The sequence below is a fragment of the Aureimonas phyllosphaerae genome (assembly GCF_900113065.1).
Classification (GTDB): Bacteria; Pseudomonadota; Alphaproteobacteria; order Rhizobiales; family Rhizobiaceae; genus Aureimonas; species Aureimonas phyllosphaerae.
In genome coordinates this window covers 1-14,325 of sequence record NZ_FOOA01000010.1, presented here as the reverse complement: position 1 = coordinate 14,325, position 14,325 = coordinate 1, and the positions used below count along the sequence as shown (strand labels likewise).

Here is a 14,325-nt window from a genome sequence, read left to right as displayed (position 1 = left end):
TCGGAAGGGCTGAGATGGGAACCCTGCGGTGTCGATGTAAGGCCGCCGGGATCAGCGAAAGCGCTGAAAAGCTTGGATTCGGGGGCGGAAACCATTATATCCAGAAGGCCCCGACGGGCACGACTGCAGGGCGGGCGGAGCCTTTTTCGGCTCCCTTCCGCGTCACCACAGGAACATCATGTCAGAAGCCTTCGAGACGAACCCCGGCGTGCCCGCGGAGTACGGCGCCGATTCCATCAAGGTGCTGAAGGGTCTCGATGCGGTCCGCAAGCGTCCCGGCATGTATATCGGCGACACGGACGACGGGTCCGGCCTCCACCACATGGTCTACGAGGTGGTCGACAACGCGATCGACGAGGCGCTCGCCGGCCACGCGACGCTCGTCACCGTCACGCTCAACGCCGACGGTTCCTGCACCGTGACCGACAACGGTCGCGGCATTCCGACCGACATCCATTCCTCCGAAGGCGTCTCGGCGGCCGAGGTCATCATGACCCAGCTCCACGCCGGCGGTAAGTTCGACCAGAACTCCTACAAGGTCTCGGGCGGTCTTCACGGCGTTGGCGTCTCGGTCGTCAACGCGCTGTCGGTGTGGCTGAAGATGAAGATCCGCCGCAAGGGCAAGATCCACGAGATGAGCTTCACCCACGGCGTCGCCGATGCGCCGCTGGAGGTGACGGGCGAGGCGGGCGACGAGACGGGCACCGCGATCACCTTCCTGCCCTCGACCGACACCTTCAAGGGCGTGACGACCTTCGACTACGGCACGCTGGAGCACCGCCTGCGCGAGCTCGCCTTCCTGAACTCGGGCGTGCGCATCGTGCTCGCCGACAAGCGCCATGCCGACGAGAAGCGCAACGAGCTGTTCTACGAGGGCGGCCTCGAGGCCTTCGTGCGATACCTCGACCGCGCCCGCAAGCCGCTGATCGCCGAGCCGATCACCGTGAAGACCGAGCGCGACGGCATCACGGTGGAAGCCGCGCTCTGGTGGAACGACAGCTACCAGGACAACGTCCTGTGCTTCACCAACAACATTCCCCAGCGCGACGGCGGCACGCACATGGCGGGCTTTCGCGGCGCCCTGACCCGGCAGGTCATCGGCTATGCCGAAAGCTCCGGCCAGCTCAAGAAGGAGAAGGTGCAGCCGACCGGCGACGATTGCCGCGAGGGGCTGACCTGCGTCCTCTCGGTCAAGGTGCCCGATCCGAAGTTCTCGTCCCAGACCAAGGGCAAGCTCGTCTCGTCCGAGGTGCGGCCCGTGGTGGAAAGCGCGATGAACGAGGCGCTCGGCTCTTGGTTCGAGGAACACCCGTCCGATGCGCGCACCGTGGTCGGCAAGATGGTCCAGGCGGCCGCCGCTCGCGAGGCTGCGCGCAAGGCGCGCGAGACCGTGCGCAAGGACGTGATGAGCGTCTCGACCCTGCCCGGCAAGCTCGCCGACTGCCAGGAGAAGGATCCGGCGAAGAGCGAGATCTTCATCGTCGAGGGCGATTCGGCCGGCGGCTCGGCCAAGGGCGCGCGTTCGCGCCAGAACCAGGCCATCCTGCCGCTTCGCGGCAAGATCCTCAATGTCGAGCGCGTGCGCTTCGACCGGATGATCTCGTCGGACCAGATCGGCACGCTGATCACCGCGCTCGGGACCGGCATCGGCACCTTCGAGGGCTCGACCTACGGGTTCGATGCCGACAAGCTGCGCTACCACAAGATCATCATCATGACGGACGCCGACGTCGACGGCGCTCACATCCGCACGCTGCTCCTCACCTTCTTCTTCCGGCAGATGCCCGAGCTCATCGAGCGCGGCTACGTCTACATCGCCCAGCCGCCGCTCTATAAGGTGACGCGCGGCAAGCAGAGCCAGTACCTGAAGAACGAGAAGGCGCTCGAGAACTACCTGATCGACGGCGGCCTCGAGGACGCCGTCCTGACGCTCGCCAGCGGTGAGGCGCGCCGGGGCCGCGATCTGCGTGCGGCGGTGGACGACGCGCTTCAGGTGCGCCAGATCCTCAACGTCCTTCATTCCCGCTATGCGCGGCCCGTGGTCGAGCAGGCGGCGATCGCCGGCGCGCTCAGCCCCTCGGTCGCCGAGAACCGCGGCGAGGCCGAAGTGATGGCCGACCGGATTGCCAAGGCGCTCGATGCCGTCGCCGAGGAGACCGAACGCGGCTGGATCGGCGAGGCGGACGGCGAGGGCGGCTACCGCTTCCAGCGCACCGTGCGCGGCGTGCTCGAGGTGCAGGCGCTGGATGCCGGCCTCGTCCAGTCGGCCGACGCGATCGCGCTGCATCGCCTGGCGGGCCGTCTCGGCGAGATCTACGAGACGCCGCCGGTCCTGAAGCGCAAGGAGACCGAGCGCGCCCTGACGGGGCCGCTCGACCTTCTCAACGCCGTCTTCGAGGTCGGCCGCAAGGGCCTGTCCCTCCAGCGCTACAAGGGCCTCGGCGAGATGGACCCCGAGCAGCTGTGGGAGACGACCCTCGACCCCGAGGTCCGTTCTCTCCTCCAGGTCAAGATCGCCGACGCCACCGACGCCGACCAGCTCTTCTCCCGCCTGATGGGCGACGAGGTCGAGCCGCGCCGCGAGTTCATCCAAGAAAACGCGCTGCAGGTCGCAAACCTCGACATCTGACGGGCGGTCGGTGCCGTGAAGTTCGGCGGAGTGGGACGTCCTTTAACTCCGTCGGACGCCGGGAGAAGACGCTCCAGGGCATTCGCGAGCGGTTTTGCGAATGGCTCGGCGGATCGGACGGCAACCATCCGCCAGCGATGGCGGGGATCTGCGTCCTGGCTTTTCCTTGACAGGTGTCGCCTACCCCATAAATCCCGCATTCACCCCCATAAAGCCCGCAGAGCACCCCCATAAATCCCGCATTTGCGCGTTTTCGACCGCCAAACACCCATAAATCCCGCATTTTGCTCTGCGGGATTTATGGGTAAAAGGCACGCAAGAGCGCTTGGAATGGATCGACCGAGAGCCGAACTCCCGGGATTTTTCGACGAGGAACCAGCCAAAAGCCGTCTGCGGATGCGGGTGGGGACACCTCAACCGTTCGCGGTCGGCGGCCCCTTATACGAACAGTGGCGGTGCGGTGGGGGACAGCTACGGTGATCGGCCGACGCAAGCTGGAGGCTGCCGCCAAGCACTCAGCCGCGTCCGCATTCACGATCCTAATGGCCAGCGCCGACAGCCTGCGTTCCGTCCAGACCTCGTCAGGGGCCGACGAACCGAATGCTCACCGTCCGCACCTCCGGGCCCTCCGGGAGCCGAAGCCGGACCGCGTTGCACCGCCTTCTTTCTTCCAGCCGCTCGATCTCCACGAGTTCGGCGCGCGCCTTCAGTTCCGCCCCCATGCATGGCCAATCTGGCATCTCGTCGGATTGGGACAGCCCCCATTCGTCGAGGTCGCTCAGGAAGCGCGGGTCGTTCTCGGTCAGGTCGATCTCGACGCTCGATGCCTCCTCCTTGGTGCCGCGGACCCATCCTAGGGTGACCGGGTTCAGGATCTCCAGGAACGCGACGGACCAGTCCTCCCGATCGAACACCCATCGGATTTCGGACCAGGTCGGCCGGTCGTCGAAGAAGTGCTGCCACTTGCCGACGGAAACGTAGCGACCCTCAACGTCGCTCTCTTCCACCTCGAGGGGCAACTCTACCTCGGGCGGAACTTTCGAGGACCCAATGAACGGGATGACGACCATCAGCGTACGAACTCCCAACGGCCGTCGTCACGCAAGTCGTGGACCGCGTGCGCCCAAGCGGGAAACGTGTCGCTCATCGTAACGCCAGGGCACTCGTCGCGGTCGAGCAGCCCGGGGTGATCCCGTAGCAGCTTCCGCTCGAAATCCTTCCCTTCGGCCACCGTGCCCAGAACCCAGGGGCCGTCTTCGACCTCGTGCAGATTGAGCCAGATGATCGCCTTCTTGTCGCGGTCCAGCACCCACCTGACGGGGGTATCCGGGCCGATGCCAACGAGATCGCACCTCCAGTCATTGCCGAAGGCGAACCAAGCGCGTTGGCCACCGTCATCGGCATGGCGGCTGGATCCTTCAGCGCCGTTGCGAGTCCTTTCGGCCATTCCTTGTACCTCCTCCTGAGCGCTTCTCAGTGCGACATCAAAACGGTCCCCCGGATCGGATGAGCCCGCAAGCCCCAGCTGACGCGATCGGACTTCGAAACCGTTCCTCCGACCGCGCTCGCGTCCGGATCGGCCGCCTCTGCTTAAACCTTCCGATGCGAGCGCTCGACCGGACGAAGAGGCGATGCGTATCCCGCAGCCAACGCCTCCATGCCCCGGAACACGACGAGTGGGCGGCGCTCCGTTTCTTCAGGACCGTTCACGTTTCGTCCACCCGCTTGCGCTCCCGATTTTTTGCCATCAGCATTTTTCGGCGGTCCCGATCGACCGTCGGAAACGGACCGAGGAACGCCCCATGGCAGACAAGATCGAAACGATCGACGAACTCCGCGACGCGCTCGCCGCCGCACTGAAAGCGGGGAATTTCAACGTGCACTACGAGGTCCGGCACGTGCACAAAAAGTTCGATCTCGCGGCGTCGATCTCAAATCTCGATATCCACAATGCGATCGGCGCCGTGCTGCGTTCGGGCGACAAGCCGGAGGTCGTCTTCATCCTGGGCGGCGGGCAGGTGTTGGGGCAGATCCACGTGCCGGCGGATGGCGACCTTGCCATCGAAGACGAGCTCTGGAAGGTGGCAGGCGACGCGTCCGTCCTCCATGGCGGGAAGGTCTGGCTGACGCCGGCGCCGTCCAGCGCCTACGGCTTCGGCATCCTCGAGGCGTTCCGAATGCCTCCGGGGTATTACGGACCGAACGACTGGCCGCTGATCGAACGCTTCGGCGTCGAGTGCGGCAAGTTCCAGCAGTCCCGTGAACGGGTGGCGGCTTGACGCGCGAGACGGCATGCGAGCCGGTCGGCAGGAGCGATCGGTCGGATGAAGAGATCGACGCCCTCCAACGGCTGGGCGACATGCTGCGCGAGAGGGGATGGCGGCCATCCGAAGCGCAGGTTTGCGAACTCGCGCGGATGCTGGCCGACCGCATGCCGACGGCATCCCGTTCGGTCCGCAAGGTATAAGGACTGAACGCCTAGCGTTGCCGCTCTCGATCGACAGCGCGGAACTCGTAGGCGTTGCCTGGCTCGGAAAACATTTCCGATCGACGGCACCCTTCGCCGGACGGCTGAATCCTTTGGCCACGGCTGATCACGGGAAGATGACGCTCAGCCTGCCTGGCATGCGCGCCATCCCTGTATGGAGGGCAATCTCCCAACCGGCGGTCGAGGCAACAAGCTCCCGACGGGGGCAAACGACCGCCTCCATCGATCAGCCCGGAAAAAATTCCTGTCCACATACTTGCGCCCGCCTCCGACCCGGGGAACCATTTTTGCAGTGATCGAAGTCGCAAGGAGCCTCACGTGCCGAACAGACGAACGCGCCTGCACCAGCTGACGTTGGATGAGGAGACGAGGGAAGCCATGTTCGCGGCCAGGGGCGCCTACTTGGCGGCAGGGCGCGAGGACCCCTGGGTCGGGGTGGCGAGGATCCTGGAGGAACGGCTGGGCCTCGACCTCGCCGATCCCGCGAACGCGGACGTCGCCATCATCGTCAACGACGAGGACTTCACCTTCCTCGCGCCGGATCCGGAAACCGGAACCTTCACGACGATTTCGTCCCTGCTCGCAGTCTACGAAAACGTGCCGCGTGACTGGGCCACGTGGACCGGCGAGATCCCGTCCCGCTTGGCCATGCTCATGTGGATGATCGGGAACCTGATGAGATCCATCGGCTGGAAAGAGCGCTTCCCGAGACCCATGGCGGCTTAGCCGTCAAGGCGTCCCGTCTTGGCGGGACCGCCGCATCGGACCGCCCGGTCAGTGAGCGTCCGACCAAAACGGCATCGCAGTCCAATCGCTCGGCCGCGCGCGGCCATTCGAAACCCAATTGGCCTTCCGCGACGAAGAGCGGACCGTCCGCTTCGGATCAAATGTTCTCGAACCGTCATCGGTTCGAGGCGGGAAAGGCGTGAAGTGAACCATGAACGCAGGGGAGGGGAAGTTGGCAGAGGATCGGGTCCGCATTCCGACGAGGAGGGTTGCCGTTCGGCGCCGCGCTGTCGTCGATGACGGCTTGCCAAGGCAGGCGCGACAGGAACTCGCACGGAAGAAACCGGAGAACCGCGTGACGGGCACGATCGACACGGCGGCGGAGCTACGCCGGGCGCTTTGCAAGATGGTGAGGAACCGTCCCTTGGACATACGCGGACTCGCCAACCTCGAAGAGAAGCGTTCGCTGTCAGACGAGATGCGCATCAGCGACTCGATGCCGTACTTTGCGATCAGGCAGGTCGTCGACGAGACGCTGCGGTCCGACCGCAACCCGGAAGTCGTCTTCACGTTGGCCGGCGGTCTGGTCCTGACACAGGTCTTCGTACCGATGAATGCCCCTTTCGGGCTCGACGACGAACTGTGGCGTGTCGCCAAGAACCTGTCGAAGGTCTACGGCGGTAGCGTCGATGTCGAACCCGCGCCTGCGGCGGCGTCCGGCTATGGCATTCTCACGGCGTACAGGATGCCTTCGTTCGTCTACCTTCCAGGGGACGGGCCGCTCGTCCAGCGGTTCGGCGTCGAATGCGGAAGGTATCGGCAGTCCTGCGGAGCGATGGCCGCCTGACACGCTAAGCGACAAGCGAACCTGCCGTGACGATCCATCGATCCGATGTCTTGGCAGCCGCGCCGAACATTCGAGCGGTATCCTGACCGAGAACAGGTGGCGGCGGCCGGTCACGCAGGGTCCCAAATTCATTCGGACGCTGACCAACCGCGCCCGCTGACCGCCGTGCGCCCACCCCCGACCTCGGAACATTTTGACCCGTTACCAGCGTGAGGAACACCAAATGACGAACGCACACCGCAGCCGCAGCCACATCCTCCTGATCGGCGACGAGACCATGAAGGAGATGTTCGAGGTCAAGGGCGTCTACTCGGCCGACGAGGGAGCGGACCCCTGGGTCGGCGTGGCAAGGATCCTGGAGGATCGGCTCGACGTCGACCTGACCGATCCGGCGAACGCCGACCTCCGCATCCGGATCAACAACGAGGACTTCAGCTACCTCGCGCCCCATCCCGCGAGCGGGACGTACACGACCATCTCGTCGCTGCTGACGATTTACGAGAACAAGCTGGCGGGCTTCGACGAGCTGAGCGACGAGGTCCAGTACCGATACGGGATGCTGATAGGCTCGATCGGCAACCTCATGTTCTCGCTGTTCGATGCCGAGCAGGAGCGGAAGGCGCTTGCGGCATAGGGGGCTGGCTCTAAGCGTTCCCCGCTCGCGGCTGCGGGGCGTAGGCTCGGCCTGATCCGCGAGGCATCGGCTGCGACGTGATTGACTGCATGTGACGGACTGAGGCCCCCAGGCCGGAAAAGTTTTCTGGCGGCTTGCGGAAGCGGCGAGACCGGGGAGCCCTTTGTCGACGCGTTGTGCGGCACAGGACGGAGAGAAGGCATGACTGAGATCGAGCACGAGGATGAGGTCTGGTTCGCTATAGAGGCGCTCCAGCAGGCCGACCGCGACATGGTCGCGTTCGAGCTGGACGAGGGCGATGGCGAGGACACGTTCCTCGGCGAAGGATCCACATACGAACGCATCAAGGCCCGTGTCGACGCCGCCATCGCCGCCATCGAGGACGAGGGGCTGAACCGGGAGACCGCGGCTAAGGGCACGCTCGCGCTGCTCGAGTCGATCCTGCTCACGACGTACGCGGAGCACATGGGCATGATCGAGGCTGCGGTCCGGATGACGAACGCGGCCGAAGCCCGGGCGAACGGCTAGCGCTCTCGCCGATCGACGAAACCGGACGCGAACAGGATCACCTCCATGGCCGGGCAAACCAAGACGCCTCGCAATCCATTAGGAGGGATCATGACGATGTTCCACGGCATCGCCGACGATGCCCAGGCCACGCGTCCGGCGCCGATGGCGGAGCTGACGGTCGGCGCCTTCGCCATGGAGCTGCGCGCCACCGCCCCTGCGGTAGGCCAAGCCTCCGACGGCTGGGTCGGGCGGCCTGTCGCGGTCCTGGTGATCTGCCGCCGCACACTCATGGTCGCCGGCGTCCACCTCGCACAGGACGGCGTCAGCTACGGCGACGTGCTGCGATGCCTCGCCGACGCCTTCCTGCCCCGGGACGCAGCGGAGTTCGGCGCGGCTGGGTACTGGCCCTGCGAAGGCGTGGCGGACCGTGTCTTCGTCCATGCAAGGCATGACCTAGTACCGGCGCCTGTCCGTCTCTTTCGACAGGCGCTCGGCATCGAGATCGTGCGGCACGAGGATTACGAGCCCATGGTCGGTGACCTCGCAGACCGCTGGTCGCAGGAGACGGGGATCGGTGTCGACCCTGTGCAAGAGGGTCGATCCGCGATCACGCACATGCTCGCGGGCCGTCTGCCCGATGGGGAAGAGGTTCCGCTGGGGGACGTCGAAAGACGGCTGCGCCGCTGGATCGTCGACCGTTACAACGCCGTCCCCATTCCCGGGATCGAGCGCTCACCCCTCGACCTTTGGCATGAGGCCGCAGTCGGCTTCGTTCCGCGGTTCGTGCCTGCCGATGCGCCGGGTGGCCTCTTTCGTGCTGACAGGTTTCGCGCGATCGGCCCACGCGGCGTGTCCTGGGGTGGGCGTACCTATTGGAGCGAGGCGGTCCCGGAGCTGGTTGAGAGTTGGGGTGAAACGCGGACCTATGAGGTTCGCAGCGACCCGACGGACATCACGAGCGTCGAGATCTGCACGCCGGAGCGCAAGTGGGTGCGCTTGAGCGCCCGGTGGGTCTGAGCAGCAAAGGGATCTGCCGATTGGTGGGGAGCGAATGAGAGGCGAAGGAGGACCACATCGCGGCCAGCCGTCGCGACGATACGTTCGGCAGCATAGCCCGCATATCTACCAGCAAGCATGCTGCTACCGACTACAAGCAGACATGGAAATGTGCGGCAAAGATTTGCCAATCGCTATCCCGAAGCTCATTTTGCTCAGATATCCATAGGCTGCGTAGCCTGCCCAAATGGCTATCGAGTTTCGCACCCTTCCCAGTAATCGCTCGCCCGCTCCCACATTGACAAGAGAGAACACTTATCACTAAGTGGTCTGACCACGGACGGATCACCTGATGAGCAGTGACGTTTCCATCACGCGCGGCGACACCGACACCCTAAGCGGCTACGAGCGCGTCGTCTCGTTCCTGCGCGAGCAGCTTCTGTCGGGCCAGTTGAAGACCGGCGACTGCCTCCTGCCCGAGCGTGAGCTGTCGGCCCGGCTCAACGTCAGCCGCCCCATGCTGCGCGAAGCGCTTCGCGCCCTCGCGATGATCGGCGCCGTCGAGATCCGCCATGGCGTCGGCACGATCGTGAAGCGGCCGGACGTCTCGACCCTCGGCGAGTTCTTCTCCTTCGTGCTGGCGCAGCAGGCCGATGTCATCGACGACATCATGGAAGCGCGCATCGCGATCGAGCACCATGCCGTGCGTCTCGCCTGCCGCCGGGCGACGCAGCCCGATCTCGACCGGATCGCCGACGCCTTGAAGCTGATCGCCGAGACCATTCATCACGTCGAGGCGGGCGGCGCCGCCGACTTCTGCTTCCACGAGGCGATCGTACGTGCCGCCCATTCGCCGACGCTCGTCAGCATCTACGGCTCCCTCTCGGCTCTGATGATGCGCTCGCATCTCGACCGCCGTGAGCAGATCATGCGGATCGAGGGGATCGACGAGTTCCTGATCGACCACCACCGGCTCATCTTCTCCGCGATCGTCGATCGCGACGTACCGAAGGCCGACGACCTCCTCACCCGCCATTTCGAGATCGGTGCCGAGTTCCGGCGCCGGGCGACCATGCTCGAGACCGCACACCGGATGGGGGAGCGCCGAGGCGCAGCCTCGCCTGCCGTCCCATCGAACGACCCGAACGCAAGGACCCATCCATGAAGATCGTCATCGGCAGCGACCACGCCGGCTTTCCGCTGAAGGCTCAGGTGATCGACCATCTGAGGGCCGGGGGGCACGAGATCGAGGACGTGGGAAGCTTCGATCCGAACCCCGTCGACTTCCCCGACATCGCCCGCCTCGTCTGCGACAAGGTGCGCGGCAAGGAGGCCGAGCGCGGCCTTCTCGTCTGCGGCACCGGCGTCGGCGCCGCGATCGCGGCCAACAAGATCCGCGGCATCCGCGCCGCCGTCTGCCACGACGTCCATTCGGCCCACCAGTCGGTGGAGCACGACGACGTCAATGTCATGTGCATCGGGGCCCAAATCGTCGGCCCTTGGCTCGCCAACGACCTCGTCGACGCCTTCTTCGCCGCCGAGTTCGACCGCAACGAGGACTTCGTGCGCCGCGTCGACAAGCTCGCCCAGCTCGAAACCGCGGACTGACCCATCGGACGACGGCTTCGGGAGGAGGTCAGGGATGAACGACACAGACGCGATGCGGGTCGGCTTCGTCGGCCTCGGCACGATGGGCCGCGAGATGGCGCGCATCCTGGTCGAGGCGGGGTATGCAGTCACCGCCCACGACATCGATCCGGCGGCCGTCGAAGCCCTAGCGACGATCGGGGCCCGGCCCGCGTTGAGCGTGGCGGATGTCGGCGCGAGCGCGGACGTCGTCGTCACCATGCTGCCCGATACCCCGCATGTCGAGGAGGTGGCCCTCGGCGTGGGCGGTCTCGTCGAGACGATGCGTCCGGGCACCGTCCTCGTCGACATGAGCACGATCTCGCCGGCCGCGACCCGCACCATGGCGGAACGTCTGGCCGCCTCCGGCATCTCCATGCTCGACGCGCCCGTATCGGGCGGCCCGATCGGTGCGAAGAACGCGACGCTCTCGATCATGGTGGGGGGCGACGCGGAGGCCTTCGAGCGTGTCCGGCCGGTCCTGTCCGCCATGGGCACGACGATTTCGCACGTGGGCGCCAGCGGCGCCGGCCAGACGGTGAAGCTCTGCAACCAGCTCGTCTGCGGCGTGAACCTTCAGGCCATCTGCGAGGCGCTGGCGCTCGGCCGCGCCTGCGGGGTCGATCTCGACCAGATGCGCGACGTGCTCCTAGGCGGCTCGGCCTCGTCCTGGATGCTCGACAAGCTCGGCCCCGCGATGATCGCGGGAGACGCCGGAGCGGGCTTTCGCATCGACCTGATGCTGAAGGACCTGCGCCTGACGCTCGAGATGGCGCAGGCGCGCTCGGTGCCGCTGCCTGCGACCTCGCTCGTCACCACGCAGTATCTCGAGGCCAAGGCGCATGGCGAGGGCGCCAACGGCAACCAGGCCCTGTTCCGCGTCTACGACCGAATGACCGGGCAGCGCGCCGCCGGCGCGCCGGACGGGCGGCCATGAGCCTCGATTTCACCGCCATCTTTGCCCGCTGGCAGATGCTGCAGGACGGTCTGCTCCTCACCATCCAGCTTGCGGCCGTGACGACGCTGACCGGATTTCTGATCGGCACAATCTGCGCGATCGCCCGCCGGTCAAGCCTGAGTTGGGCATCCAGGGCAGCGGGCATCTACATCGAGAGCATCCGCAATACGCCGTTCCTCGTGCAGATCTTCGTCGTCTATTTCGGGCTATCAAGCCTCGGCTTCTCGTTCTCCGCCGTTACCGTCGCGATCATCGCGCTGACCATCAATGTCGGCGCCTACACGGCCGAGATTATGCGCGCCGGCTTCGATTCCGTGCATCGAGGACAGTGGGAGGCGGCCGAGTGCCTTGGCCTGTCGAAGACCAAGGCCTACTGGCACGTCGCACTGCGCCCGGCGATGGAGCGCGTCTACCCCTCGCTCACCAGCCAGTTCATCCTCCTAATGCTGGCCTCTTCCGTCACCTCGCAGATCTCCGTCGAGGAGTTGACGGCCGCCGCCAACTTCATCCAGTCCGAGACCTACCGCCCCTTCGAGACCTTCCTTGTCGCCGCCGTCCTCTACCTCGCGCTGTCGCTCGTGATGCGCCTCGTCTTCTGGCTTTTCGGCCTCCTCATCTTTCCGCGGCTGCGACGCCTCGGAACGGCACTGTAGGGGGACGCGGCCATGAACACCGCCGTCAATCTCGGCCACCTCCAGTTCCTCCTCACCGGCGCCCTGTGGACGCTCGTCCTGTCGCTGATGGCCTTCGTCGGCGGAGCCGTCGTCGGCTTCCTCGTCGCGCTCGGCCGCACTGCGCCCTGGCGTGCCCTGCGGGTCGTCACCGGCGCCTACGTCACGGTGGTGCAGGGCACGCCGCTCCTCATCATCCTCTTCATCACCTATTTCGGTCTGCCGACGCTTGGCTATTCGATCTCACCGCTCTTGGCGGCCGGTCTGTCGCTGACGATCTATGTCGGCGCCTATCTCGGCGAGATCTGGCGCGGCTGCCTCCAGTCGGTGCCGAAAGCCCAGTGGGAAGCGGCCGAATGTCTGGCGCTTTCGAAGACCAGCCGGATGTTCCAGGTGATCCTGCCGCAGGCGATCCGCATCGCGACGCCGCCGACCGTCGGCTTCTGCGTTCAGATCATTAAGAACACCTCGCTCGCCTCCGTGGTCGGCTTCGTGGAACTCGCGCGCGCGGGGCAGCTGATCAACAACTCGATCTTCGAGCCCTTCCTGATCTACGTGATCGTCGCCGCTCTCTACTTCTGCCTCTGCTACCCGGTGTCGCTTCTCAGCCGCCGCCTGGAGCAGCGCGGCGCGGCGCGTCTTCGCACCCTCAAGGCGCTGTCGGCATGACCGCGGCTCCCACCCAGGATACAGCCATGCCCATCGTCGCCCTCAAGGACGTCAGGAAGAGCTTCGGGTCCGTCCAGGTGCTGCACGGCGTCTCGTTCTTTGTCGAGAAGGGCGAGGTTGTCGCGCTGATCGGGGCGAGCGGCTCGGGCAAGTCCACGGCGCTGCGCTGCATCGACCGGCTGGAGGTGATCGACAGCGGCGAGATCGAGGTCTGCGGCCACCGGGTCGACGACCCCAAGCTCGACCTCAGGCGGCTGCGGCAGGACGTCGGCATCGTCTTCCAGAGTTACAACCTCTTCCCGCACCTGACGATCGCCGAGAACATCATGCTGGCGCCCCGCTCGGTGAAGAAGATGTCGAAGGCAGAGGCGCGGGCAGTGGCCGAGGGCGTGCTCGCCAAGGTGGGCCTTGCCGAGAAGGCGGACCAGTATCCCGAGCAGCTGTCGGGCGGCCAGCAGCAGCGCGCCGCGATCGCCCGCTCGCTGGCGATGGAGCCAAAGGTCATGCTCTTCGACGAGGTGACCTCGGCGCTCGACCCCAAGCTCACCGGCGAGGTCCTGCGCGTCATTGAGAGTCTGGCCGCCGGCGGCATGACGATGATCATGGTGACGCACGAGATGAACTTCGCCCGGCGCATCGCCGACCAGGTCGTGTTCATGCACCAGGGTCGCATCCACGAGCACGGGCCGGCCGGGATTCTCGACCGGCCGACAACGCCAGAGCTGCGCGACTTCGTCGCCGAAGAACTGTGACGGCGGGGCGACCCAGAACCCGCCGCATCAAGGGAGGAACTCCATGAAGCTAAAGACGCTCACCGCCGTTGCCGCGGTTCTCGCAACGCTTGCCGCCGGCGTCGCGCCGGCCGCTGCCGATGCGCTTGCCGACATCATGGCCGCCAAGAAGATCCGTATTGCCACCGACATGGCGATCCCGCCGTCAGGGATGCTGGACGCCAACCTCCAGCCGACGGGCTCCGACGTCGAGACGGCAAAGCTCCTCGCCGCCGACTGGGGCCTGGAACTCGAGTTCGTCCAGACCACGGGCGCGACGCGCATCCCGAACCTTCAGACCAACAAGGCCGACATCGTGATCTCGACCCTGTCGGTCACGCCTCAGCGCGCTGAGGTGATCGACTTCTCCAAACCCTATGCCGCGCTCCAGTCGGTGGTCGGCGCGCCGAAGGCGTCGACCATCGCCGGCTGGGACGACGTTCGCGGCCAGGCGATCACGGTGACCCGCGGCACGACGCAGGACACCGAACTGACGGGCCTCGCCTCGGAGAAGGGTTTCACCGTCACCCGCTACGACGACGACGCCACGATGGTGACGGCGGCCGTCAGCGGCCAAGCCAAGATGGTGGCGACCTCCGCGACGCTTGTGAACCAGATCGGCCAGCGCAACCCGGACCTCGCCTACGAGCCGAAGTTCGTGATCCGCACCTTCGATCTCGCCATCGGACTTCGCAAGAACGAGCCCGAACTGAAGGCCAAGCTCGACGAATGGGTCGCAGCCAACCTCAAGAACGGCAAGCTCAACGAGATCTACCAGCGCTTTCACGGCTCCGCCCTGCC

At 65.7% G+C, this 14,325-nt stretch carries 17 protein-coding genes; 15 read left to right on the top strand and 2 right to left on the bottom strand.

The annotated features are described in order from the left end of the window. The first annotated feature begins 178 nt into the window (after positions 1-178). Positions 179-2,629 carry a DNA topoisomerase (ATP-hydrolyzing) subunit B gene (gyrB, locus tag BM175_RS13105; RefSeq protein ID WP_090963744.1) on the top strand — a complete coding sequence of 817 codons (2,451 nt, stop codon included), beginning with the start codon at positions 179-181 and terminating at the stop codon, positions 2,627-2,629. 581 nt (positions 2,630-3,210) lie between these two features. Here the strand turns inward: gyrB and BM175_RS13100 are convergent. Together BM175_RS13100 and BM175_RS13095 are read right to left on the bottom strand one after the other, a co-directional pair. Then, positions 3,211-3,717: a hypothetical protein gene (locus BM175_RS13100; protein WP_175526854.1), complete on the bottom strand. Its 507-nt coding sequence runs from the start codon at positions 3,715-3,717 to the stop codon at positions 3,211-3,213. Further along, a complete protein-coding gene (locus tag BM175_RS13095) occupies positions 3,699-4,076 on the bottom strand; it encodes a hypothetical protein (protein ID WP_090963741.1) in 378 nt (125 codons plus the stop codon). The genes BM175_RS13100 and BM175_RS13095 overlap by 19 nt, the downstream gene beginning before the upstream one ends. Before the next feature lie 229 nt (positions 4,077-4,305). Between BM175_RS13095 and BM175_RS13090 the strand changes: the two genes are divergently transcribed. From BM175_RS13090 to BM175_RS13025, 14 genes are all read left to right on the top strand, one after another. Then, positions 4,306-4,908: a hypothetical protein gene (locus BM175_RS13090; protein ID WP_139224625.1), complete on the top strand. Its 603-nt coding sequence runs from the start codon at positions 4,306-4,308 to the stop codon at positions 4,906-4,908. Then, the gene (locus tag BM175_RS13085) at positions 4,905-5,096 is read left to right on the top strand and encodes a hypothetical protein (RefSeq protein WP_090963737.1); all 192 of its coding nucleotides are present in this window, start codon (positions 4,905-4,907) and stop codon (positions 5,094-5,096) included. Before BM175_RS13090 ends, BM175_RS13085 begins: the two co-directional genes overlap by 4 nt. A 375-nt stretch (positions 5,097-5,471) precedes the next feature. Beyond that, entirely contained in the window at positions 5,472-5,843 is a 372-nt protein-coding gene (locus tag BM175_RS13080) for a hypothetical protein (RefSeq protein WP_090963736.1), read from the top strand. A 211-nt stretch (positions 5,844-6,054) separates the two neighbouring features. Then, complete coding sequence (locus tag BM175_RS13075; RefSeq protein ID WP_139224623.1) at positions 6,055-6,690, top strand: hypothetical protein; 636 nt, start codon at positions 6,055-6,057, stop codon at positions 6,688-6,690. A 223-nt stretch (positions 6,691-6,913) separates the two neighbouring features. Next, positions 6,914-7,324: a hypothetical protein gene (locus tag BM175_RS13070; RefSeq protein WP_090963732.1), complete on the top strand. Its 411-nt coding sequence runs from the start codon at positions 6,914-6,916 to the stop codon at positions 7,322-7,324. Between the two features lie 201 nt (positions 7,325-7,525). After that, positions 7,526-7,852, top strand: coding sequence for a hypothetical protein (locus BM175_RS13065; RefSeq protein WP_090963730.1), 327 nt, complete (start codon positions 7,526-7,528; stop codon positions 7,850-7,852). Positions 7,853-7,942: 90 nt separating this feature from the next. Continuing rightward, on the top strand, positions 7,943-8,851 hold the full coding sequence (locus tag BM175_RS13060; RefSeq protein ID WP_090963728.1) for a hypothetical protein: 909 nt from the start codon (positions 7,943-7,945) through the stop codon (positions 8,849-8,851). 331 nt (positions 8,852-9,182) lie between these two features. Next, the gene (locus BM175_RS13055; protein ID WP_090963727.1) at positions 9,183-9,995 is read left to right on the top strand and encodes a FadR/GntR family transcriptional regulator; all 813 of its coding nucleotides are present in this window, start codon (positions 9,183-9,185) and stop codon (positions 9,993-9,995) included. Next, on the top strand, positions 9,992-10,438 hold the full coding sequence (gene rpiB / locus BM175_RS13050; RefSeq protein ID WP_090963725.1) for a ribose 5-phosphate isomerase B: 447 nt from the start codon (positions 9,992-9,994) through the stop codon (positions 10,436-10,438). Before BM175_RS13055 ends, rpiB begins: the two co-directional genes overlap by 4 nt. Before the next feature lie 34 nt (positions 10,439-10,472). Beyond that, positions 10,473-11,393 (top strand): NAD(P)-dependent oxidoreductase, encoded by a 921-nt coding sequence (locus BM175_RS13045; RefSeq protein ID WP_090963723.1) that lies wholly within the window; start codon positions 10,473-10,475, stop codon positions 11,391-11,393. After that, positions 11,390-12,067: an amino acid ABC transporter permease gene (locus BM175_RS13040; RefSeq protein ID WP_090963721.1), complete on the top strand. Its 678-nt coding sequence runs from the start codon at positions 11,390-11,392 to the stop codon at positions 12,065-12,067. The genes BM175_RS13045 and BM175_RS13040 overlap by 4 nt, the downstream gene beginning before the upstream one ends. Positions 12,068-12,079: 12 nt before the next feature. After that, the gene (locus BM175_RS13035) at positions 12,080-12,754 is read left to right on the top strand and encodes an amino acid ABC transporter permease (protein WP_090963719.1); all 675 of its coding nucleotides are present in this window, start codon (positions 12,080-12,082) and stop codon (positions 12,752-12,754) included. A 26-nt stretch (positions 12,755-12,780) separates the two neighbouring features. Continuing rightward, positions 12,781-13,506, top strand: coding sequence for an amino acid ABC transporter ATP-binding protein (locus BM175_RS13030; RefSeq protein WP_090963717.1), 726 nt, complete (start codon positions 12,781-12,783; stop codon positions 13,504-13,506). Between the two features lie 43 nt (positions 13,507-13,549). Continuing rightward, positions 13,550-14,325, top strand: a 776-nt coding sequence (locus tag BM175_RS13025; RefSeq protein WP_090963715.1) for a transporter substrate-binding domain-containing protein, incomplete at its 3' end; no start/stop codon positions are given.